Origin of the sequence: uncultured Dokdonia sp., from assembly GCF_937910895.1 — a bacterium.
In the GTDB taxonomy this organism is placed as follows: domain Bacteria; phylum Bacteroidota; class Bacteroidia; order Flavobacteriales; family Flavobacteriaceae; genus Dokdonia.
In genome coordinates, this window is sequence record NZ_CALEMI010000166.1 from 1 (window position 1) to 23,164 (window position 23,164).

Annotated in this window: 25 protein-coding genes; 17 read left to right on the top strand and 8 right to left on the bottom strand. The window is 35.7% G+C overall.

Annotated elements, in window-relative coordinates:
* Positions 1–36: 36 nt before the first annotated feature.
* A complete protein-coding gene (locus tag Q0505_RS20880; protein ID WP_299217499.1) occupies positions 37–555 on the top strand; it encodes a redoxin domain-containing protein in 519 nt (172 codons plus the stop codon).
* Between the two features lie 416 nt (positions 556–971).
* Here Q0505_RS20880 and Q0505_RS20885 read toward each other — a convergent pair whose 3' ends face one another.
* Complete coding sequence (locus tag Q0505_RS20885) at positions 972–1,922, bottom strand: lytic transglycosylase domain-containing protein (protein ID WP_299217502.1); 951 nt, start codon at positions 1,920–1,922, stop codon at positions 972–974.
* A 21-nt stretch (positions 1,923–1,943) separates the two neighbouring features.
* The gene (locus Q0505_RS20890) at positions 1,944–2,597 is read right to left on the bottom strand and encodes an alpha/beta hydrolase (RefSeq protein ID WP_299217504.1); all 654 of its coding nucleotides are present in this window, start codon (positions 2,595–2,597) and stop codon (positions 1,944–1,946) included.
* A 204-nt stretch (positions 2,598–2,801) separates the two neighbouring features.
* On the opposite strand from Q0505_RS20890, the gene Q0505_RS20895 reads away from it, so the two are divergent.
* Together Q0505_RS20895 and Q0505_RS20900 are read left to right on the top strand one after the other, a co-directional pair.
* Positions 2,802–3,101 carry an N-acetyltransferase gene (locus tag Q0505_RS20895; RefSeq protein ID WP_299217506.1) on the top strand — a complete coding sequence of 100 codons (300 nt, stop codon included), beginning with the start codon at positions 2,802–2,804 and terminating at the stop codon, positions 3,099–3,101.
* 318 nt (positions 3,102–3,419) lie between these two features.
* Positions 3,420–4,133 (top strand): hypothetical protein, encoded by a 714-nt coding sequence (locus Q0505_RS20900; RefSeq protein WP_299217509.1) that lies wholly within the window; start codon positions 3,420–3,422, stop codon positions 4,131–4,133.
* 17 nt (positions 4,134–4,150) lie between these two features.
* Here Q0505_RS20900 and mtaB read toward each other — a convergent pair whose 3' ends face one another.
* The gene (mtaB, locus tag Q0505_RS20905; protein ID WP_299217552.1) at positions 4,151–5,482 is read right to left on the bottom strand and encodes a tRNA (N(6)-L-threonylcarbamoyladenosine(37)-C(2))-methylthiotransferase MtaB; all 1,332 of its coding nucleotides are present in this window, start codon (positions 5,480–5,482) and stop codon (positions 4,151–4,153) included.
* A gap of 188 nt (positions 5,483–5,670) precedes the next feature.
* Entirely contained in the window at positions 5,671–6,450 is a 780-nt protein-coding gene (locus Q0505_RS20910; protein WP_299217511.1) for a hypothetical protein, read from the bottom strand.
* A gap of 273 nt (positions 6,451–6,723) precedes the next feature.
* Here Q0505_RS20910 and Q0505_RS20915 point away from each other — a divergent pair, with 273 nt between their 5' ends.
* The 4 genes from Q0505_RS20915 (at position 6,724) to Q0505_RS20930 (ending at position 9,553) form a co-directional block, all read left to right on the top strand.
* Positions 6,724–8,364, top strand: a complete 1,641-nt coding sequence (locus Q0505_RS20915; RefSeq protein ID WP_299217554.1) for an ABC transporter substrate-binding protein — start codon at positions 6,724–6,726, stop codon at positions 8,362–8,364.
* 177 nt (positions 8,365–8,541) lie between these two features.
* Positions 8,542–8,811 carry a hypothetical protein gene (locus Q0505_RS20920; protein WP_299217513.1) on the top strand — a complete coding sequence of 90 codons (270 nt, stop codon included), beginning with the start codon at positions 8,542–8,544 and terminating at the stop codon, positions 8,809–8,811.
* A 158-nt stretch (positions 8,812–8,969) separates the two neighbouring features.
* On the top strand, positions 8,970–9,245 hold the full coding sequence (locus tag Q0505_RS20925) for a hypothetical protein (protein ID WP_299217516.1): 276 nt from the start codon (positions 8,970–8,972) through the stop codon (positions 9,243–9,245).
* A gap of 20 nt (positions 9,246–9,265) precedes the next feature.
* Positions 9,266–9,553 carry a hypothetical protein gene (locus Q0505_RS20930; RefSeq protein ID WP_299217518.1) on the top strand — a complete coding sequence of 96 codons (288 nt, stop codon included), beginning with the start codon at positions 9,266–9,268 and terminating at the stop codon, positions 9,551–9,553.
* 47 nt (positions 9,554–9,600) lie between these two features.
* Here the strand turns inward: Q0505_RS20930 and Q0505_RS20935 are convergent, their stop codons facing one another.
* The 3 genes from Q0505_RS20935 to Q0505_RS20945 form a co-directional block, all read right to left on the bottom strand.
* Positions 9,601–9,774, bottom strand: coding sequence for a hypothetical protein (locus tag Q0505_RS20935; RefSeq protein WP_299217520.1), 174 nt, complete (start codon positions 9,772–9,774; stop codon positions 9,601–9,603).
* A gap of 583 nt (positions 9,775–10,357) precedes the next feature.
* Positions 10,358–11,533: a GlmU family protein gene (locus tag Q0505_RS20940; protein WP_299217523.1), complete on the bottom strand. Its 1,176-nt coding sequence runs from the start codon at positions 11,531–11,533 to the stop codon at positions 10,358–10,360.
* Positions 11,534–11,633: 100 nt separating this feature from the next.
* Complete coding sequence (locus Q0505_RS20945) at positions 11,634–12,098, bottom strand: DUF4442 domain-containing protein (RefSeq protein WP_299217525.1); 465 nt, start codon at positions 12,096–12,098, stop codon at positions 11,634–11,636.
* Positions 12,099–12,338: 240 nt separating this feature from the next.
* Here Q0505_RS20945 and Q0505_RS20950 point away from each other — a divergent pair, with 240 nt between their 5' ends.
* The 7 genes from Q0505_RS20950 to Q0505_RS20980 all read left to right on the top strand — a co-directional run bounded on the left by Q0505_RS20950 (position 12,339) and on the right by Q0505_RS20980 (position 17,854).
* Positions 12,339–12,866: a DUF4870 domain-containing protein gene (locus Q0505_RS20950; protein WP_299217527.1), complete on the top strand. Its 528-nt coding sequence runs from the start codon at positions 12,339–12,341 to the stop codon at positions 12,864–12,866.
* A gap of 172 nt (positions 12,867–13,038) precedes the next feature.
* Positions 13,039–13,380 carry a PadR family transcriptional regulator gene (locus Q0505_RS20955; RefSeq protein ID WP_299217530.1) on the top strand — a complete coding sequence of 114 codons (342 nt, stop codon included), beginning with the start codon at positions 13,039–13,041 and terminating at the stop codon, positions 13,378–13,380.
* The gene (locus Q0505_RS20960; RefSeq protein WP_299217532.1) at positions 13,377–15,110 is read left to right on the top strand and encodes a PspC domain-containing protein; all 1,734 of its coding nucleotides are present in this window, start codon (positions 13,377–13,379) and stop codon (positions 15,108–15,110) included. Before Q0505_RS20955 ends, Q0505_RS20960 begins: the two co-directional genes overlap by 4 nt.
* Before the next feature lie 41 nt (positions 15,111–15,151).
* Complete coding sequence (locus tag Q0505_RS20965) at positions 15,152–15,598, top strand: nuclear transport factor 2 family protein (protein WP_299217535.1); 447 nt, start codon at positions 15,152–15,154, stop codon at positions 15,596–15,598.
* Between the two features lie 30 nt (positions 15,599–15,628).
* A complete protein-coding gene (locus tag Q0505_RS20970; protein WP_299217537.1) occupies positions 15,629–16,405 on the top strand; it encodes a hypothetical protein in 777 nt (258 codons plus the stop codon).
* Between the two features lie 21 nt (positions 16,406–16,426).
* On the top strand, positions 16,427–16,972 hold the full coding sequence (locus Q0505_RS20975) for a hypothetical protein (protein ID WP_299217538.1): 546 nt from the start codon (positions 16,427–16,429) through the stop codon (positions 16,970–16,972).
* Positions 16,973–17,116: 144 nt separating this feature from the next.
* Positions 17,117–17,854 (top strand): head GIN domain-containing protein, encoded by a 738-nt coding sequence (locus Q0505_RS20980; protein ID WP_299217541.1) that lies wholly within the window; start codon positions 17,117–17,119, stop codon positions 17,852–17,854.
* A 107-nt stretch (positions 17,855–17,961) separates the two neighbouring features.
* Here the strand turns inward: Q0505_RS20980 and trxB are convergent, their stop codons facing one another.
* Complete coding sequence (gene trxB / locus Q0505_RS20985) at positions 17,962–18,924, bottom strand: thioredoxin-disulfide reductase (RefSeq protein ID WP_299217543.1); 963 nt, start codon at positions 18,922–18,924, stop codon at positions 17,962–17,964.
* A 257-nt stretch (positions 18,925–19,181) separates the two neighbouring features.
* Between trxB and Q0505_RS20990 the strand changes: the two genes are divergently transcribed.
* The 3 genes from Q0505_RS20990 to Q0505_RS21000 all read left to right on the top strand — a co-directional run bounded on the left by Q0505_RS20990 (position 19,182) and on the right by Q0505_RS21000 (position 22,842).
* Positions 19,182–20,300, top strand: coding sequence for a PQQ-dependent sugar dehydrogenase (locus Q0505_RS20990; RefSeq protein ID WP_299217546.1), 1,119 nt, complete (start codon positions 19,182–19,184; stop codon positions 20,298–20,300).
* A gap of 1 nt (position 20,301) precedes the next feature.
* Positions 20,302–20,730, top strand: a complete 429-nt coding sequence (locus Q0505_RS20995; RefSeq protein ID WP_299217548.1) for a cytochrome c — start codon at positions 20,302–20,304, stop codon at positions 20,728–20,730.
* Between the two features lie 360 nt (positions 20,731–21,090).
* Entirely contained in the window at positions 21,091–22,842 is a 1,752-nt protein-coding gene (locus tag Q0505_RS21000) for an FAD/NAD(P)-binding protein (RefSeq protein ID WP_299217550.1), read from the top strand.
* Positions 22,843–23,164 lie beyond the last annotated feature (322 nt).

The following is a 23,164-nucleotide window of genomic DNA, read 5'->3' on the forward strand; positions in this document are numbered from 1 at the left end:
ACGTAGAATTCTTCCTTTTTAGATTATCAAATATTTTTGCATAATCCCAAAATCCCACAAGTTTTAGACTTGATCCATTTTAACTCCAATAATCTTAGCAAAAAAAGTATCCCCTTTTCTAAGTTTGAAAAACCTATTTTATTAATTACATATTCTGCATGGTCTGTCCCTTCTAAAGGGGAGTTGCCTGCATTAAATGAACTTTCAAAAGAATACAGTGATCAAATTGACATTGTATTACTGATCTGGAGTGATCAGAAAACAGCTCGTAAAATAGCACAAGAGTATCATCATAAAATAAAAATACGATATATAGACGATCAAGATAATAGAAATACTCATATCATACATAATCTAAAACATTCCTTAGGACTTCCTCTTATTTTCAGTATTAGTTCTGAAAAAGAAGTTATTAATATTGAAAAAAGGATCGTAAATAAGCTCGACAAAACGATAGAAGATTCCTATCTCCAAAACATGACATTATACCAAAACAATATTCAAATGTTACTATCAAATGAGCTTTTACCTATAGCAGTCATTGGAGCTAAATAAGGAAATAGTTACTTCCCAATTAGCATTTTTACAGATATAATCAGCAGGATTTCTTCGAAAATTCTTTTTGCGGCATATTTCCAATTGACGTATCCTTCTCCTTAATAACGATACGCTACAAGAAACGTAACAGGAACAGCAATTACAGCTAGGCTCGTCTCTTGTGTTTGATATTGATTAAATCCCAATAAAAAATCATTTAAGGAGTTTTCACAATATCCCCTCCTACCCTCATAACATCACTTAAAAAGTCTGCTATAAAACCTGTTGAAATAAGTGCGATAATACCTATTACATTTATATTTTGATGGATAATTCTCTATAAAACGGGAAAAACTTGATTCTATAAGAGCATAAAAAAGGGAAATGATTTAAAAAATGATTTCCCTAGTAATACTATATAATTATAAGGAAAATTACTTTCCTAGAGAGTAATATCCCTCTTTAGGAATATCTATAAAATATTCCTTCCTAGATGAATTATTAAGGTGTGGTTCTCTAAGCCAAGGATTATGTAGTTTCAGAATTTTATAATTGATCCCAAAACGTTCAGAAAAAGCAACAAAATCTGTTACTGCGGTATCTACGCTTACTTTATAGGTAGGGACATTTTCATATAAATCTTGCTTTTTAAAATTAAACCCATATTGAGCTGGATGATTTAAGATTTCTTTTAATGCGATAATTCTAAAAACGTAACGTCCAGTTTCTTCCCCTAATAACAAATCGTAGTAGGTGTCTACATTCTGACTTTTCATTCGCTTACTAACACCTGCATTCCCTGCATTATAAGCAGCAGCAGCTTCTGTCCAACTACCAAAATTTTCTTTTGCATTTTTAAGATAGGCACACGCAGCTCGTGTTGATTTTTCGATATGATAGCGCTCATCTACATTATCATTTACCTCCAATCCATATTCTTTTCCTGTCTCTTTTAATATTTGCCAAAATCCCGTTGCTCTAGCTGGAGAAACCGCTTGTGTAAGTCCGCTTTCAATAACTGCCAGATATTTAAAATCATCTGGAACGCCCTCGGCAGCAAGGATCGGTTCTATGATTGGAAAGTATTTGTTTGCCCTTTTAAAAAGTAATAAAGAATTAGATTGCCAATAGGTATTTACGAGCAATTCCCTATCCATCCGTTCTTTAATATCAGGATTTTCAATTGGAACAGCTTCTCCTGCAAAGTTCAAACCATCTGGAATAGGTAATGCATAGACATTATAATCATTTACCAACGCCTCTTCTTTTTCTATCTGCTCTGCATCTATTTTTACCTCATTTTTAGGAAGTTGCACAGCATTAATCGTCACTATTACAACCGCTAATAGCCCAATAACCGCAAATATGCGTTCTATTCGTTTCATAATTATTTAATTTTAAACAAGTTAATCATTTTCAATAAGTCGTGGAAGGTTTTCATTAAACCATTTGTATTTAGTTATCACCATAATATGTGATCCTCCAGGAACGGTCACACAATGGTCAATATACTTTATCGGAAAAATACGATCTGCGTCTCCGTGAATGTGCAAGATATTTGGATCTGATATTTCCTGATCCCAACATACCATTTCTTTTACAGCCCAACTCATATAATGCCGATCATTCATAGACAGATACTTTTGATATAAAGCCACTCTATTTTTTACGGTTTCGCCAAAGGCATACTTAGCTAATGTATCAACATCTTCTATAAGTCGAGTCGGTAGCAGTGCATATAATTTTAGCTTTCGCGAAAGCTTCATTCGTCTAGGTAACTCCTTTTTTGACTTTACACTACTAACGATAATTAGTTTTTTAAGTTGTATGTGCTTTGCCATTTCTTGCACCAATATCCCTCCAAAACTAACTCCTAGTAACACACTATCTTTATGTGTAATAAACGCTGTCATCCGTTTTGCATACTCAGAGATAGTCTCTTTAGGTTTAGGAAGTTGCCATTCTAAAAGATGTATCGTAAACCGATCTTTAGGTAATGCAATATGCTCAAAAATAGATGGATTTGCCGCCATCCCGGGCATCAAGTAGAGATGTGTCATCTATCTTTAGTATAAGGGTTTAACATAATTTAAAAAACTACTTAGGTATTTTTTTGTACCTTTGCAAGAACTTAATATTAAGAAATCTAAAAATTATTATAAACACTGTTATATATGCGTTTTTAAATCTCCCTACAAAATTATAAAGAGATTTCTTAAATACTCACAATAATACTATAAATACCCTAACATATTCACAAATTTATGGAAGCAGTGACAGCAGTTGAATTGACAGATAATGAGTTCTTGAGACAATTTGAAGCAACATTTGATGATAAAATGGCAAAAATTGAATACTCGTTACAGGAAAGAAAAATCTTCCTAACAAAAATTATGATGCCAGAGGGAACCGAAGCTCACATGAATGATTTTATTGTTTCTGTGTTTAATGAAGTAGAAGATCGCAACATTAGCCTAGTTCCTACAAGTCCAGAAATTGCAAAATTTATGAGATCAAATCGTCGTAAGTACAAAAAATTATTACCTGTCGGGATTAATATTTAATTAGAATCTCAATAAGAAAACAAAACCCTGCAAATGCTATTTGCAGGGTTTTTTGATATCCTACACCTACCATCCGCACGTAGAAATCTTCTTCTACACATACAACTATTCTGGTTATTCTCTCATCAAATAATAGTATTATTCACTAAAAAACACACCCCTTTCACTAAAGAAATTGTGGCACTCCAACCTATTGTTTTTACTTTTAAAAGTAACTAAGTATGGTTTCTGTTTATAGCCTTTGCAATGCGTCATACGATCAGCAATCATACAACAATTGTATACTATATGGGAACACTAACTCAAAACAATGCTCAAATGAAAACATCATCATTTATTTATCTAATATGCATATTATGCATGTATGCTTGTGGTTCTGACACTAACTCGTCTGAAGGGAAAATAGAAAACGAAATCAACAGTATATACGGCGCTGAGACCAGCTTTGAAGATATCCAAAATGCTACATTGGGTGATATAAAAAATGTACACGTAAAAAATTTGAATGTATCACGAAGTGCTATTTTAGATACATTAAACAGTACTTTTTCTTTAAACAACATTGCTGCTATTGCCTATGAGAATTTGTCTGAAGAAGAAAGAAATAGCTATGATTATATTGGAGTAGAGCTTACTCAAAAAAATGGAGAAAAGAATCCTTATTCTTTTAATATAAAAACACTGAAAGAAATAGATGCTACAAAAGAAACAGCGTATCAATTTGCTGAATCTATCTCAGATGCGTCTTACAAAAATCTTGAATCTATCTTAGATACTGGTGAAGATCCTGTAACAGCTGCAAAATCATTAGAAGATTATTTTATAGGAACAACGGGTACAGCAGGTCCTGTTGTCAACTATTATTTTTATGGTCTCGGTGAAGGTCAGCACGAATCTAAAACCTTTTATACTCACTTAGGTACTTTTGTATATAAGAATGGAGTTACTCAAAACTTTCATGTGAATGTTTTTGAAGGAGATGCTGTCACAAAAGGATATAATATCAATCCTGTTGCAAACTTGACAAGATAATTTAAGAAGTTAAAATTTTAGTGCACAGCTGTTGCAACAAATTCAAAACGCACCATACCATCATCATCTATTTTGGTAAGATCAACATCGTGTAAGGTGTTTACAAGCTCTGGATTCCACGGAGCTTTTACTTTGACATAATTTTCTGTAAACCCATGAATGTACCCTTCTTTGTTTTCACCTTCAAAAAGCACTGTACGACGTGTTCCTAATTGAGATTCATAAAACGCCCGTCTCTTCTTAACAGAAAGTCCGCGTAGCATTTTACTTCGTTTACTTCGTACATTCTTAGGAATGACTCCTTCCATGGTAGCCGCTGTTGTATTATCACGTTCTGAATAGGTAAATACGTGTAAATACGAAATATCAAGCTCGTTTAAGAAATTATAGGTTTCTAAGAAATGAGCATCTGTCTCTCCAGGAAAGCCAACAATTACATCTACTCCAATACAGGCGTGTGGCATGACTTCTTTGATTTTAGTCACTCGATCTACATATAATTCTCGTTGATATCTGCGACGCATCAATCCTAAGATTTCATTACTACCACTTTGTAATGGAATATGAAAATGAGGTACAAATGCACGTGATTTTGCGACAACATCAATCGTCTCATTTTTTAATAAATTCGGCTCTATAGAAGAAATCCGTAAACGTTCTATTCCGTCTACTTTATCTAGTGCTGTCACTAACTCTAAAAACGTATGTTCGTGTTTCTTATTTCCAAACTCCCCTTTCCCATAATCTCCTATATTCACCCCTGTCAGCACAATCTCTTTAATATCTTGCGCAGCGATCTCTGAAGCGTTTTTAAGAACATTGGTAAGTGTATCACTACGAGAGATGCCTCTTGCTAAAGGTATCGTACAATAGGTACATTTATAATCACAACCGTCTTGTACTTTCAAAAACGCACGGGTACGATCTCCTACCGCATACGAACCTACATAAAAATCGGCTTCTTCTATTTCACAAGAGTGTACTTCGCCATGATCATTTTTAGACAAATCATAAATATAATCTGTAATCTTAAACTTTTCGGTAGCGCCTAGAACAAGATCTATCCCGTCTACAGCAACCAATTCTTCTGGCTTTAATTGCGCATAACAACCAACGGCAGCAACAAAGGCTTCTGGATTTCCTTTTTGAGCTTGCTTTACAATCGTTTTAAAACGCTTATCTGCATTTTCAGTTACACTACATGTATTAATCACGTAGATATCTGCATGCTCAGAAAAATCCACACGGTCAAACCCCTCGTCTGTAAAATTACGAGCAATGGTTGATGTTTCAGAAAAATTTAATTTGCAGCCTAAGGTGTAAAATGCAACTCTCTTACGTGTGTTCATGCGTACTAAAAATAAGTAGGCAAAATTACAATTTTTAATTGGATAGATACAGCTGTCTTCAAGGATACGATTTACTATGTAATAAAAGGAAGTTTTCATGGGTACGCTTTCGCGAAAGCGTACATATACCCAAACACACTCTAGAACATCTATTGTATGTTTGGGTTAAAAAACACTCCGTTTTTATGTTATCCTGGAATGATATTAGGATCACAATCATTAGGATCTATCAAATTATCAAATCCATCATTATCCTTATCTATAAACTCGCCATCAGGTCTTACAAATAACTGAAAAATAAAAGGTAAAAAAGTTTCCTGTACCTGAGCTTCATACTCTGCTTCTGGAGCAGCAGAAATACTAATGGCAAACGAGCTAGTACCCGATCCTTCAATATAAGTGCCTATCACCCAAACCTGTGCTATGATACCATTAAAGCGTAGAAGTCTTCCTGTAAATTCTTGAGGTAAGATATTATTTTGCTGTGCTGTTCTGGTACACAATACTTCAGGTTGTCCTTGAAAACCATAAAAATCTAACATCAAATTTATTTGCTCCGCTATGATGACTTGAGTTGGCACAAAGGGTTGAAGAACTGTCTTTAGTGGTGTCCATCTATATACAACTTGATTATCAGCTCTTATAATATCTCCGCCTATTGTAAAAGGTTCATTTACCTCAAAGCCAGAAAATCCCTGGGGTAATATAAACCCTAAAGAGGGTTGTTCACTATGAATAAATTGTCCTCCAGGATTTTGTATAACGGGTACGCCAGGAAGTAACCCAAAAGCAGCATTATCTCCATTGGCCATATCCCAATAGAGCCCTGTAAACCCTATAACATTCTCACAGGATGAAGTACGATTTGCAATGGCGTTTGCTTGGGCTTGCATACTATCATCATCTGTACTACAGCTAGCAAAAGAAAGTATGATGGAGATTGCATACATGATTTTAGGAATTCTCATAATAAGTATTGTTTTTGGTTACTATAGATACATCGTACTTATTTCAAAAGGTCATCACATAGTATAAATAAACAATGATTACACATATTATATATTGAAAATCAACATACATTTAAAAAAATAACATCACAGTACGGATACACTATTTTAATACATAAAAAAACGTTATAAAGTAGTTTCTTTGTGCTACAACGATAATTTTAAAAAAGAAATACGACTTTTGCGATAAGCAAATGAGCTGATGATTGCTTTTATAGCTACATTAAAATGAATATGCACTTCCGACTCCCAACGTACTATTTCAGGCATGATTACCTAATCGTTCTCATCATACTAGTCACATCCTTTATAACCTCTTGCTCTCCAAAAGCCAGCCAAAACCGTGATCACCTTGTTTTTAGATATAATGAGCAATACCAAATCTCAACTTTAGATCCTGCATTTGCACGTAACCCCTCTATTATCTGGCCAACTAACCAGCTTTTTAATGGACTCGTACAACTAGACGACTCCCTCAACATTCAACCTGACATCGCAAAAAACTGGCAAATTTCTGAAGATGCTTTACAATATACGTTTACCTTAAGAGACGATGTTCAGTTTCATAAACACGCAGCATTTAAAACCCTTGATAGTACACGTTACGTAAACGCATCAGACTTTGTGTATAGTTTTGATCGACTTACGGATCCCTCAGTGGCTTCTCCTGGCAGTTGGGTGCTGAGCAAAGTAGATCACTATAAAGCTATAAATGACAGAACCTTTGTCATACAACTCAAGCAACCGTTTCCTGCATTTTTAGGGTTGCTCAGTATGCGGTACTGCTCGGTTGTTCCTGAGGAAATTGTTTCCTTTTATGGAAGTGATTTTCGTTCAAACCCCATCGGGACAGGCCCTTTTAAGTTCAAACGTTGGGAGGAAGGCGTCAAACTCGTGTTACGCAAAAATGAGCTGTATTACGAACGCGATGAAGCTGGGAATCAGCTACCCTACCTAGAGGCTGTTGCCATTACCTTTTTACCCGATAAGCAAAGTGAATTTTTACAGTTTGCACAAGGCAATCTAGATTTCCTTAATTCGCTTGATCCTTCTTATAAAGACGAATTATTAACCGCTTCTGGACGCTTACGCGAAAAATACCAAAACGATGTCAACCTCAGCGTGAGTCCGCAATTAAATACGGAGTACATCGGATTTTACTTAGACAGCAACACAAAAGAAGTCCAATCTGAACTCCTTCGAAAAGCCATCAACTATGGTTTTGACCGCCAAAAAATGATCACCTATTTACGCAATGGTATTGGTACACCTGCCGAACACGGATTTATCCCGATGGGATTGCCTGGATTTGATTATATAAAAGGATACTCATACGATCCTACGCTTTCGCGAAAGCTGATACAGCAATACAAAAAAGAGAGTGGCAATAGGAATCCTATGATTTCGATAGGAACCAATAGTCAGTATCTTGATATTTGTGAATACATACAGCGCGAACTCCAAAAGGCGGGGCTTCGTGTGGAAATTAATGTGATGCCTCCGTCTACACTTCGGCAGATGAAAAGTAGTGGCGACTTGGATGCTTTTCGCGCAAGCTGGATCGCCGATTACCCAGATGCCGAAAATTATCTGAGCTTATTTTACAGTAAAAATTTTACCCCAAACGGACCTAATTACACCCATTTTAAAAGTGCTATGTATGATTCTATTTACGAACATAGCCTCTCGATGGTAGCTGTAGAAACACGTAAACTGGAGTATAAAAAAATGGATAGCATCATCATTGCACAATCCCCGATTATCCCATTGTATTACGATCAAGTGGTTCGCTTTACGCGAAAAAACATAAGCGACCTCACCCCAAATCCCCAGAATTTTTTGGTGTTGAAGAGAGTGAAGAAGTCGAAGATGTAATCCTGAGTTTCTTGTATCTCAGTTCCTGATATACTTAATAGCGCCCATCATTTTGAAAACTTGAAGTACGAGTGATAAGTGATAAAAATTTAGTGATTCTATGGTTTTAAAATAATACATCTTGTAACATTTCATCATTTTCTACTACCCATATACTGTAACTAACACAGAATGATTATGGGAGGAGAAGGAAGCATGATGGCTGCAATGGCAAGCCTCAAAGCAAACAGAGCACTTAAAAATAAACGTAGAAAACAGAAGTTTTCTTTAGTCTCTTCTACAAATGAAAACTGGGTAGATCCCAAACAACCTACACAAGAGCAACTACTACAAATCCGCACACGAATTCGTAAAGAAGAAAAAGCGAGACGTACAAAAACGGTTATACTCACGCTAATTATGATCGTAATTTTTTGCTTAGGTATTCTATACATAAGCAGTTATTAAAAAGAGAAAGCAATAAAAGAAATTTAGATGAATAGTGTTGGCTTTGCAACTTTAAGCAGAACATTCTGAATCCTAAAAAACTTAAAGCTAAATCCTAAAAGACATCAAACATTTGTAAGGATGACTAGTATTATTTCTAACTACTAAAAAAAACAGCTATGCCATTCGGAGAATCTATGATTACTACATTGAGAAGTAACAAAAGAAAAAATGTTAATGACACTTTTCTAAAAAATGGAGTGACAACCATAAAAGATAGACAAAAAGGAAATTTTAATCATAAAATAGCAAGTCCTGAGCTTTTACTCAAGATCAAAACGGAGATTGAAGAAAAAAAGCGAAAAAGAAATAAGAAACTAATCATTATAAGTGTCGTCATTTTTATACTATTAGCGATATGCCTCTGGTATTTAAAGTATGAAAATTACATATAACGATATAAAAAATTACTATTATGCCATACGGATCAGGAGCAGCAAATAAGTCATTGAAAGCCAATAGGGCTTTATTAGGAAAGCGTAAAAAGCAGAAACTTTCGTATGCCACAGCAAAAGACAAAACAAACAAGTTTACAAAAGAAGCAACTCCAGAGCAATTACAGGAGATTAGAGATCGTATTCAAAAAGAAAAGAAACAAGAGCAAAAGAAGTTTCTAGTGATTACCATTGTAGCGCTTGTCATCGTTTATTTTATAGCGACTGCAATCGATTGGCACTGGTTGTTTAAAAACTTTAAATCATAAACACACCATCCAGACACGTATATATCTGGATGATATATAATTTTAAATCATGGGCAAAGAGGCACGCTACCATCTCTACATAATTCGCCTTCATTTACATAGTATATACGAGGGAATTTTTCAATACATACAAAATTAGAATTAGCTGGATGCATCCCTCCATTAACAGATTTCTGTTCTACCACTTTTAAAGTCTTTCCTAAGGTTTTTAAGTTTTTCATAGTATGAATTTTATTTAATGAATACACCTTGATCATTTTAAGACACTCAAGGATTTTGTCTTTCTTGATAAAACATACCTTTCTAAAAGGTAGATTCTTATCAATCACACTTAAAAATAGGTATAAAAAATTTACGCAACTATTTAATTAACAGTTATTAATGACTCAAATAAAGTTTGAAAAATATTAATAATATATATTTTTACTTAGAAAGGGAAAGAGAAAATCATAAAATCACTTATAGAAAAGCTGATTTCAAGATAAAAATATAACTATCTGAAAAACAATTGATAAAATTAAATTCTTTCACAAAACTTAGATTTCATCAGCATCTTTCGTCATTTTCAGATAATGAGGTACGAATGTCAAATTATATATATTAAATACAGAATTTTAGTTGAGAAAATCTAAGTTATTTTGACAAAGCCAGGAAAGAATAATGAGAAATCCCGTTACTGTTAGAATAGCAGACATATTCTCTTAGCTACTTGTGCGATCTCTCCTTTTGTCGAGATGACTCAATACATACATCTAAACAAACTAATGACTAATAGCTATTTCGCGAAAGCGAAAAAAAAATAAACTAATCTCTGCGATACTGCTTAGTCTCTTCAAAGACGTGGTTCAAGATAGCTTCATCTTGTTCTGTGAGATCGATATCACGACGTGCCATGGCAATGCGAGCCGTTTCAAAAGCTTTTTTAGGAAGATGTGTAACAAAACCACTAGCGCCACCCCACTGAAATGACGGTACAAAATTTCGCGGGAAGCCGCTACCAAAAATATTTGTTGCGACACCTACAACGGTCCCTGTATTGAACATGGTATTGATGCCACATTTGCTATGATCTCCCATCATCAGTCCACAAAATTGCAAACCTGTATCTGCAAAACGTCCTGTTTCATAATCCCATAATTTTACCGAAGCATAATTATTTTTAAGATTTGAATTATTACTATCGGCTCCTATATTACACCATTCGCCAAGTACAGCATTTCCTAAGAATCCGTCATGTCCTTTGCTGGAGTATCCAAAAAGCACCACATTATTTACCTCTCCTCCTACTTTACAATAAGGACCAATGGTCGTACCACTATAAATTTTAGCACCCATTTTTACCGTGCCATGCTCACACAAAGCAAAAGGACCACGGATCATAGAGCCTTCCATAATCTCTGCATCTTTACCTATGTAAATAGGACCATCTTCTGCATTGAGTGAACACAAAGGTAGTTTTGCGCCTTCTTCTATAAAGATATCGGTAGCATTCAGCGCGACCACCATTTGCGGAATCGGCTCTGAGGTTCTTCCTTCGGTAAGTAATGCATAATCCTCTGCAATGGCACGGGCATTTTTAGAAAAAATATCCCACGTATGTTGCACCTTAAATAGGTCTTCAAAGCTGTACTCAATAATATCGTAAGTATCAAAATCTACTTCTTGATCTTCTTTAGTATAAAATGCAATGACTTCATCTCCATCAAAAATAGCCTGACCGTCCGTCATTCCTTTTACAATCGTCACCAAATTAGGTGTTGGTAAATACGACGCATTAATCATTATATTTTCTGGAAACTCGACCATAGGCCATTTCTCACTCAAATAGTCTTCGGTCACTGTGGAGGTAGTAGAATCTAAAAATTGTTCCCATTTTTCTCGTATGGTTAAGATTCCTATACGAATATCAGCCACGGGACGGGTGTATGTAAACGGTAATAATTGATTACGGACAGTTCCGTCAAAAAGAATATAGTTCATGACAAATACGAGATTAAGTATTAGATATACGAAAGTAGAAATTAGAAATTAGAAAAACGAAGCCAAGGCTATGAAGTTATCTAAAAGAGTGTGTACAAAATCACTTTGGGGACCTCACCTTGACGGTCCACTCAAAATTGAATTCGCTCACTTGGACACCTTGTGTATTGGTTCCTATAGATTTCATCCAACAGGTTTGCCCTTCTCCCGTAGCAATCGCTTTGGCGATGGTTTCTTTTATCTTAGATCCGTCGTTACACGTAAATGTAATCCGTCCTGTGGCTTTTTTGGTAAACGTAGCATTATTAGAAGCGACTAGCATCGATATTTTATGATCGCTATTTCTAATATAAGAGATCACCAAGGCTCCTGTAGAAAGCTCTGCTGCCATTCCTTGTACTGCCCAAAACATACTATTAAACGGATTTTGATTGATCCATCTATGTTTTACCTGCACCGTACTGGTCTCTTCATTAATGGTTTTTAGTCGCACGCCTGTAAACCACGCTGCTGGTAATTTAAGCATCGTAAACATATTAAACTTGCTAGGACTAAAATTCTTCATGTCTTCTATTTTATGCAAAAATAGTGATTAATTATAGGCTACCTTCTTCAATAAATGGATGAACCAAAAAATATTCTTCAAAAAAATAAGATCACTCAAAATATACTTAAAACACTAAAAATTAGCAATATAAATCCTACAAGGTCAATTTAAAAAAGTTAATAAAATGTTAATTTTTAGTACTATGCGTAACATAATACCTTTTTAAAGACATATATTTGTATAAGAAATTAGTAAGTAATGGAAAGCACCGTAACCACACATCAAAAAAATCTTAGCACATTTATACACTTATCTACTTTTAGTAAGTGGTTTGTTCCTTTTGGAAATTTGATTGCGCCTCTTATTTTATGGAGCGCTCAAAAAAACAAATCACGTTTTGTCGATAGACATGGTAGAGATGCTATTAATTTTCAATTAAGTATTTTAATTTACACCATTGCATTGGTCATTCTAAGTATTCCTTTTTTTGTTTGGCAAATCATTAAACTAGAAGGTACAAATACACATTTTATCTTTGATGATCATTTTCATACCCAAGGAGATTTTGCGAGTGCAAGTACTTTATTAATTATTGCCATTATTGTAGGAACACTTGCTATAGGACTTGCGATTCTTGAAATTGTGAGTGTTATTTCGGCAGCTATCAAGGCTTCTAATGGAGAAAATTACAAGTATCCGTTCACAATCAACTTCATCAAGGCTTCGGTTACAGAAGAAACGTTGCCACCTGAAGAGAACGATACAATTACGACAGAAGATGCTTAAAATCAGTTGTAATAATACTGGGTTCGCTTTCGCGAAAGCGGACTCAAAAAGGATTCATCATCAATCACAATCAACAATCCTTTACTCGGTAAAGGACATCAATCAAAAAAAGTCTCTTTTTAAAAGAGCAATAAAAAAATGAACAGTTTAACGCATATTAAAATGGAAATCTATGAAGGTTGAAAACACTAAGGCACAGATGCGTAAAGGCGTGCTAGAGTATTGCATCCTATCTGTGTTAAAAGATGACGATGCTTATGTAGCCGAAATCTTAGACACACTTAAAGATGCTAAATTACTCGTCGTAGAGGGTACTATTTACCCGCTACTGACACGACTTAAAAACGCAGGTTTGCTTAATTATCGCTGGGAAGAATCCACAAGCGGTCCCCCACGTAAGTATTATGGTCTTACAGAGACAGGCCAACTCTTTTTAAATGAACTCACAACCACCTGGGACGAATTACAAACCGCAGTAACGGTAGTAACCTCAACAAAAAAATCAAAACAATGAACAAGACAGTAAATATAAATTTAGCCGGTATTTTCTTTCATATAGATGAAGATGCGTATGCCAAATTACAACGCTATCTCACTGCGATTAAACGTTCATTTGAAGGCGTTACAGGAGAAGATGAAATTATAGCAGACATCGAAGCTCGTATTTCTGAACTTTTTAGCGAAAAAATTCAGGATGCGCGTCAAGTCATCAGCACAAAAGAGCTCGATGAAGTGATTGCCGTGATGGGACAACCCGAAGATTATATGGTAGATGACGATATCTTTGAAGATGCGCCTGCTGCTAAAACATCAAAAAAAACACGACCTTCTGGTTCTGGAAAAAAACTATTTAGAGATACAGAAAACGCTTATATAGGTGGTGTGTCTAGTGGTTTAGGACATTATTTTGGCATCGATTCTTTATGGATCCGCCTTGCATGGGTAGCCTTAGTCCTTATAGGATTTGGATCTCCTATATTGATCTATATCTTATTATGGATTTTAATGCCAGAAGCAGCATCTACAGCCGATAAACTCTCTATGACGGGAAAGGCAGTTAACATTGACAATATCCAAGAAAAAGTAAAAGAAGGATTTGAAAATGTGGCTGACGCGGTAAAAAATGTGGATTATGATAAGTTTGGGAATCAAGCTAAAAAAGGCGCTCAGGGTTTTTTTCAAACCTTAGGAACTATTATTATGTTCTTCTTAAAAGTACTCGCTAAGATTTTTGGTGTACTTTTTATCATCACAGGAGCAGCCGTTGTGATCTCTTTATTTGTGGGATTATTTACTGCTGGTACGTTTGATCTTTTTTATGGTGATTTAGGAAACTATGGAGATTTTATACATACAGCGGGTCTACCTCTTTGGTTAGTATCACTATTAACATTCTTTGCTGTAGGAATTCCTTTTTTCTTCCTTTTTTATCTAGGATTAAAAATACTAGCGGGTAATTTGAAATCAATGCCACTTGCCGGAAAACTATCTCTTTTAGGTATCTGGTTATTATCTGTAATTGGTCTGGGAGTTCTAGGCATCCGTGAAGCAACAGAGCATTCGTTTACAGGAAAAGTAACAACGCAAGAAACACTCGCTATTGCTACAAACGACACATTAACGCTTCGTATGAAAGGTAGTGATTTACTCCCTGGAGAATTACGCCGTTCTAGCAACTTCCTTATGGAATACGATACTAATGGAGAGCGTATCTATATGAGACGTAATGTTCGCTTGATTGTACGTAGTACGACAGAAGATAATGCGTATGTAAAAATTCAAAAAGAAACTAGCGGACGTAATTTTGCCGCTGCAAAAGAAGAAGCGAGTCGTATAGATTATAATTTTGAAATGGTAGACGATACCTTATATCTAGATGGTTTTTTCACAACAGAAGGAAGTAGCAAATTTAGAAGTCAGGAAGTACAGGTGATCTTATACATTCCTGAAGGCACCACGCTGTATGCCGATGACAATACGTATAGTTACCACCGTAATGATAGTCGGTATAGAGATTTACTTGAAAATGGAAACGAACAGAAATACCTACTCATGAAAAGAGGAGAATTAGTCTGTGATGGATGTCCAGATAATGAAAACAGTTCTTACAGAGAAAGAGAAGACGAGTGGGAACAACGTTCTTATATAGAAGGTGAAGAGATTCCTGATTGGGAAAGAGAAGAGCCTACAGAGAATACGCCTAGAGAAGAAGTTGAAACGATCCTAAAGAAGGATAGTATTTAAAAAAAAGAATACGATTGATTCACCATTTAAAAAATTAGACATTGAATTATTTAAAAATCATCCTACTTATTGCCTTCATCCCTATAACAGGCATAGGACAAGTTGCTCAAGACTCTGAGCTGTTTAAAACCATCTCAGGTCTTGATCAACAATACTTTGACGCATATAATACATGTGATCTTGAAACACAGGCTAGTTTATATGCTGAGGATATAAAATTTTATCACGACAAAGGCGGATTAAGTACTGTGAAGCAAGATATCATGAATGCTATAGAAAATAATATCTGCAATAAAGTGACAAGAACACTGGTGCCTGAAAGCTTGGAAGTTCATGAAATTAAGGATTTTGGAGCTATTGCCATGGGATTACATACGTTTTATAACAATCAAGAGCCAGACGCACCGTCCAAACCCAGTAAATTTATTATGATCTGGAGACACGTAGATACGCGATGGGAAATAGCAGAAGTCATCAGTCTGCATTAACACATTAAAATCATCAATCAAAAACAATCAATGAAAATTTACAAATCAATAGTAATTGCACTTTTCATCCCTTTTTTAGGAATCGCTCAAGTGGATCAGAATTCTAAATTATTTTTAGAATTAGAAAAAATGGATGCTTTACTCTTTGAAGAAGGTTTCAATAACTGTAGTAAAGATGCAATGGAAATAGCTCTAAGCGAAGACCTAGAGTTTTATCATGACAAAGGTGGTATCACCAAGGGAAAATCGACATTTATTACTTCTTTCCTTACCAATATGTGTGATACCAATAAAAAGCCGATTCGCAAATTAGTTCCTGGAAGTCTCACTGTTTTTCCTCTTCGTAAAAATGGAACGCTATATGGCGCTATCCAAAAAGGAGTTCATGAATTCTTTATCAAAGAACCTGGCAAAGAGCTCTATAAAACCGAAGTCGCTCCCTTTACACACGTCTGGCTTAAAGAAAACACGGGATGGAAAATATCTCGCGTCCTAAGTTATGATCACAAAGCACCAGAAATGAATATCGAAGCGATTAACGTAACTCCTGAACTCCTCGCTCGCTATGCTGGTAATTACAAAGCACCTCAAACGGGAAACATCACGATATCTATAAAAAATAACGTGATGCATCTGGATGCTGGAAAAATGCAAACCGATTTAGTCGCAAAATCAGCTGTTCTTTTTGCACATCCTCAGGCACCAATTACATTAAAGTTTGTAAGTAATCCTGATGGAAGTATAGAAAAATTTATCGTATTAGAAAACGGTAATGCTGTAGAAGAAGCCATACGAATAGAACGCTAAATAAGAAACACCAGAAGACTTATGAAAATTAATCTCACATTAAAAAACAGAATCGTATTTACTGCTATCGTAAGTATCTTGATGTGGGCATTTTTGGCTTGGGACTATTTTCATGAAGGAGTGCCAACACATTATATATTGCACAATAAAGACTTACCTGGATTTTCAAATTGGTGGGGAGCAATTACAACCCCTCTAGTCACATGGGGATTGCTATATCTCATATATTTGAGAACACTTAAAGTAGCACCAAAAAACGAATCCTTATCTATCATATATGGTTTTATTGGATTCTTTTTATATGGTATCATAACGTCCTATTTTTTTAGTATTGGTTTAGAAACCGTTTTACTGTATATGATGTTAGGTCTTATCCTATTATCCTTTTTTGTTCCCATATATAAACCAGAATGCTTATTAGGATACCTATTAGGAATGATCTATATGTTCGGATCTATCCTTCCGTTACTTTTTGGAATTATTTTTTGGACACTATATATCATCGCATACCAGCTACCAAGAATTATCATTAGATATTTTAAAAGTAAAAAATACAACTCAACCTAAAAAAATAACAGTTGGGGAGGTTATGCTTTCGCGAAAGCGTAAAAAAACCCACTTTTACAGTGTAATAACAGAGGAATCATTTATCAATCAATCAATATAATTCATCAATCATCAATCAATCATTAAATTAAAAACACCTAACTCATGACAACACTCATTAAATTTATTATCGGAGTACTTGCTTCTCTTCTGGTCACATCCTGTGTATTTAACGGGAACTTTGATCAGGTACGAGGAAATGGAAATGTACAAACAGAAAATTTTAATATCTCTCAAGATTTTGACGGCGTATCTGCCGGAAATGGTTGGGATGTGTATTTAGAAAAAGGATCAGAAGTTTCTGTGATCGTAGAAGCAGATGAAAACATCATTGATATCGCAGATATTTATGTAAAAGGAAACACCTTAAAAATCTATTCTGAACGTAACATACGTAGCGCCACATCAAAAAAAGTATTTGTAACTTATGTAGGAGACTTAGCCTCTATAAGCGCAAGTAGCGGGGCAGATATCGTAACAAAAGAAGTATTAAAAGGGGAAGATTTAAGCCTTCGTGTATCCAGTGGAGGATCTATAAAAGCCGAAGCTATTGTGCGTAATATAGATACTGGAGTAAGTAGTGGTGGTTCTATACGCCTTGCTGGAAGTTCAGAAAAATTAGATGCATCTGTTTCTAGTGGAGGTACTATAAATGCAAGAGAACTAAGAGCAAAATATGCTACTGCAAAAGCTTCTAGTGGAGGAAACATGGATATCAGAGTAACAGATAAGTTATATGCACGTGCTTCCAGCGGAGGAGGTATTGATTATTGGGGAAATCCAAAAGAAGTAGATAAGCCTAAGAAAAGTATGTCTGGAGGAACTGTAGACGCAAAAGAATAACTTATATAACCAATCTAACTATGTGTGCAATCACTGCTCTTGATTCACACAAAAGCCCGCAAATTTTGCGGGCTTTTGTATTATGATGTGCAAAGAGAGGATTTGTATTACGCCTCTACTTCTACCACACTCTCTTTTGCGGCTAGATAGCGTTCTGCATCTAGTGCTGCCATACAACCTGTACCCGCAGCTGTAATTGCCTGACGATATACGTGATCTGCGGCATCTCCAGATACAAAAACACCTGGCACATTTGTCTTTGACGTTCCAGGTACGTTAATGATATATCCTGTTTCGTCAAGCTCTAAATAGTCTTTAAAAATCTCTGTGTTGGGTTTATGTCCTATGGCAACAAAAAATCCTGTTGCAGGAATTTCGTGCTTTTCATTGGTCTTATTATTGAAGACACGCACCCCTGTTACCACCTGTCCGTCTCCTAAAACCTCATCTGTTTCTGTATTAAAGAGAATTTCAATATTCTTTGTATTCTTTACACGAGCCGCCATAATCTTAGAAGCTCTAAATTCGTCACGACGCACAAGCATTGTTACTTTTGAACAAAGCTTAGATAAGTAATGTGCCTCTTCTGCTGCAGAATCTCCTGCACCTACAATCACTACTTCTTGATTTTTATAGAAAAAGCCATCACACACTGCACAAGCAGATACACCACCACCAAGGTTTAAGTATTTTTGTTCAGAGTCAAGTCCTAGATATTTAGCTGTCGCTCCTGTAGAAATAATAATCGTATCGGCATGAATCTCTGTCTCTCCATTTACCCATACTTTATGCACATCTCCAGAAAAATCAACTTTGGTAACCCATCCATCTCTTACATCTGTATCAAATCGCTTTGCTTGATTCATCAGTTCGATCATCATCGCAGGACCTGTGATTCCATCAGGGTAACCAGGAAAATTTTCTACTTCATTTGTTGTCGTTAACTGTCCGCCTGGCTGCATTCCTTGGTATAATACAGGAGCCATGTTGGCTCTTGCTGCATAAATAGCCGCTGTATATCCCGCAGGACCAGATCCAATAATTAAGCATTTTACGTGTTCGATTTCCATATTTTTTATGCTTTCGCGAATCTGCCTACGGAAGGCAGGAGCGTTGTTATGATACAAGCGCTGATTCACAGTAATTAATTTAAATACTAAAGTAAGACTACAAAAGTAGCTTTTTATGCTTTATACTTACAAAAATCTTATCAAGAAAACCGATGACTTAATAACAGTAACTAATGATGATAACACTTAAAACATAGGATAATGTTAAGGATGCCGTACATTTGAATAATAATTATTATTTTTCTAAAAAATACATCATGAAAACTAACTTCTTTTTCATTTTACTATTGACCATCGCTGGTATAAGCTGTGCACAAGAAACAAGAACAAACGATTTTGAACTCGTCCAAAATGACAATTATACGATAGAAATGGTTGTGCCTGATCTTACGAATCCTTGGGGACTGACATTCTTACCGGACGGTGCTATGCTTATTACAGAAAAAAGTGGGGAACTCATCCATTTTAAAAACGGTACCAAAACGATGATTACTGGAATTCCTGAAGTATCAGATCGTAATCAAGGAGGATTATTAGATATCAAGGTGCATCCTGACTATAAAAATAACGGCTGGATCTATATCACATATTCTTCTGTAGCGGGAGATGAAGAAGGCGCACATACCGCTTTAATGCGTGCAAAACTTGAAGGAACTTCGCTTGTAAAGCAAGAAGTACTTTATAAAGGAAGTCCCAACACAAGAAAGGGGCATCACTTTGGTTCTCGAATTTCATTTGACTCCAAAGGGCATGTGTTTTTTACCATAGGAGATCGTGGTGAACGTGATGAAAATCCGCAAGATATTACGCGCGATGGTGGTAAAGTGTATAGACTTAACATAGATGGAAGTATTCCTAAAGACAATCCATTTGTTGGACAAACGGGTGCCAAAGAAGCCATCTGGTCTTATGGACATCGTAATCCTCAGGGAATGGCAATACATCCAAAAACAGGTGATGTATGGACGCATGAGCATGGACCTCGTGGGGGTGATGAAGTAAATATTCCTGAAGCTGGAAAAAATTACGGATGGCCAGTGATCTCTTATGGTATCAACTATAGTGGAACACCATTTACCGATATTACGGAAAAAGAAGGAATGGAACAACCTATTTATTACTGGGTTCCTTCGATCGCTCCTTGTGGAATGGACTTTGTTTCTGACAGTAAATACAGTGACCTTGATGGAAGTTTACTCGTAGGATCTCTTAAGTTCAATTACGTTGAACGTCTTATTCTAAAAGGAGATACTGTCGTAGGTCGTGAAAAATTATTGACAGATGCTGGACGTATGCGTAATGTTGTGATGGGACCTGATGGGTATATCTATTTAGGCATTGAAGGAGCTGGTATTGCTCGTATGATAAAAAAGTAATATGGAAAAAATAATCATACTAAGTTGCATCGGTCTCATGCTAATGGGATTTACTTTCCGTACAGAAACCGCTAGATACACACCACAAGATCCACTCAAAGAAAGCATGGAACGCGGCTCAGTAGTCTATACAGACTATTGTATCCAATGCCATTTAGGAAAAGGTGAAGGCGTCTCAGGAACATTTCCTCCCCTAGCTCAATCTGATTGGCTTACCAAAGACAATATTACCAATGCGATTCGTGTGGTAAAGTATGGACAAACAGGAGAAATCACGGTAAACGGCACTACATATAATGGCGTGATGGCTGACTTAGGTCTTTACGAAGATGAAGTAGCCGATGTGATGAATTATATTCTGAATAGTTGGGGAAATACGCATGATCAAATAATTACTGAAGCACAGGTAAAAAAAGTAACCAAAGAGTAATTGCATCTCGTTTTTAGTCAATGTATTTAGAGATGTGGGTTTAGGATATTCCCTATATAGCTATCCTATTTTCAAACATTTCTTAGAATACTCTATTGGGTTCTTTATTTTTTTGCTTTCGCGAAAGCGTAATTTTTCTAAAATCAATAGAAGTACTACCCTCTTATGATATTGAAGCTAACCCTAGCTATCAAAATTATTAATTAATGATGCATTCAGCTACTATTTAAAGTGATCTAGGTAATTATTACGTGTACAAAACTCTTTAATACATTCGTCTTCTGTACCTTGTAGAGAATATTTATAGGGAAGTATTGTATAATGATAAAATTATAACTATTTAATTCTAAAACAGTTCCATTGACGAATAATAAAGAACCTAAAACTATTGCAATTGTTGGTTGTGGTCCCCGCGGATTATCTGCTTTAGAAAGTCTATACGCTGAGGCATCCAAAACAAATACCCTTATTTACAGTTTGGTATTTGAAAAAACCGCACACCCAGGAGCTAGTCCTGTGTATGCTATAGATCAGGAGGATGGAAATTGGTTGAATATTGCAGAAAGGGCTGTGGATATTTGGAAACGAAAAAAAATAACTTTTGATACCTTTTCTATTCCTACTTTCCCAACGTTTCAAGATTGGATAGGATATTCTGATAAAGAGGCAGATGCGACTGACGTAGATGAATTTCCGCTTCGTTCTAAAATGGGAGTGTATCTAAACGAGCGATACAATAGTATTGCAAATGTTTTATTGGAGAAAGGCTTATTAACGTATATTCAAGGAGAAGTACAAGCGATGTATCCTGATCATCATAAGGTTAAAATTGATGTGATTGGCGGGCAATACTTTATAGCAGATGAAGCGGTTTTAACGATAGGACATCAACCTATTGAGCTTGATGAACAGCTGGGTACATGGAAAAAACAGGTTCCAAATTTAGATACGCCTGTACTTTTTACACAGCCATATCCTATAAAAAAAATGTTAGTATCCGGAATGATTACACCAGAAAATAGTGTAGGTATCAGAGGATTTGGTTTAGCAATGATTGATTTATTGAGAGCGTTTAGTGAAGGGATGGGCGGTACATTTAAAGTGAAAAATGAGTCTACAAGAGAAATGGAATATATTCCGAGTGGAAAAGAGCCAAAAACAATAGTACCCTTTTCGCTAGACGGTTTGCCGTTAAGTCCAAAGCCTTTAAATAAAAAAATAGACTCCTTGTATGTACCGAGTTCTGAGCAGTTAGATGATTACAAAAAAAGCGTGAATTCAGCAATTGATTCAGATGAAACTTTAGACAGCACCAAATTTCTTATAGAGGCTATTTCTCCATTAATTGTTGATACGTACGTAGCTGAAGGTATGAATTCTCTCTCTCACGATCTCAGCAAAAGTGATATTAAAAAAGTGGTGGAATCGTGGCTTTACGATGAAAATTTCAAACATTCTCTTATCATCCCTACAGATACACCTGCGGAAGAAATTTTAGACACGTTTATAGGTATGGCGACGGGAAATGCAGCAGTAAGTCTTGATTTTTGTATAGGTCATGTGTGGAGGCATTGCCAACCAACTATGTATAAACTGTTATCATTTGCTCCGTTGTCTGATGAATTATTAGCAGATATCATAGCATTAGACGAACGCCTGAAACGCTACTCGTATGGTCCTCCAGTAGATAGTCTTTGCCAGATCATAGCTTTACAAAAAGTGGGTAAATTAACATTGGATCTCGTAAACGATCCTGCTATCGAGTTAACAGAAGGTGGGTGGATACTCACAAAGAATACAACCGCTGTTAAGGTTGAAACCATGATTAACTCTGTTTTACCGGCACCGCAAATTTTAAAGGTAACGTCTTCACTTCCGAAAGGACTTATTAATAGTTCTAAAGTAGAGGCGTTGCATGATGAATTAGGCATTCGTACAGAAAAAAATGGAATGACTAAGTTTGACGATACCAAACAAACATTTCCATTGGCAGTTCTAGGTCGGCTTGCAAAAGGTTCTTTGATTGGAGTGGATGCCATAGCGGAATGCTTTGGTATTCGTTCAGAATATTGGGCAGAAGGCGTACTAGAAAGAATGCATCAGGAGGATTAACTCTCTTCAAAATATATAGGATTTAAATAATCCTTTTAAACCCTTTGTTGCAAATAGAAAAGTGAAGCGTTGCTTTTTAAATTAAAAACACTTCAAAATAATATTTTAAACGCTCATCAACAGGATTTACAGAATCCCAATAAACCCTTTGTTGCAAATAGAAAAGTGAAGCGCTACTTTTTAAATTAAAAAACACTTCAAAATAATATTTTAAACGCGCATCAACAGGATTTACAGAATCCCAATAAACCCTTTGTTGCAAATAGAAAAGTGAAGCGTTGCTTTTTAAATTAAAAACACTTCAAAATAATATTTTAAACGC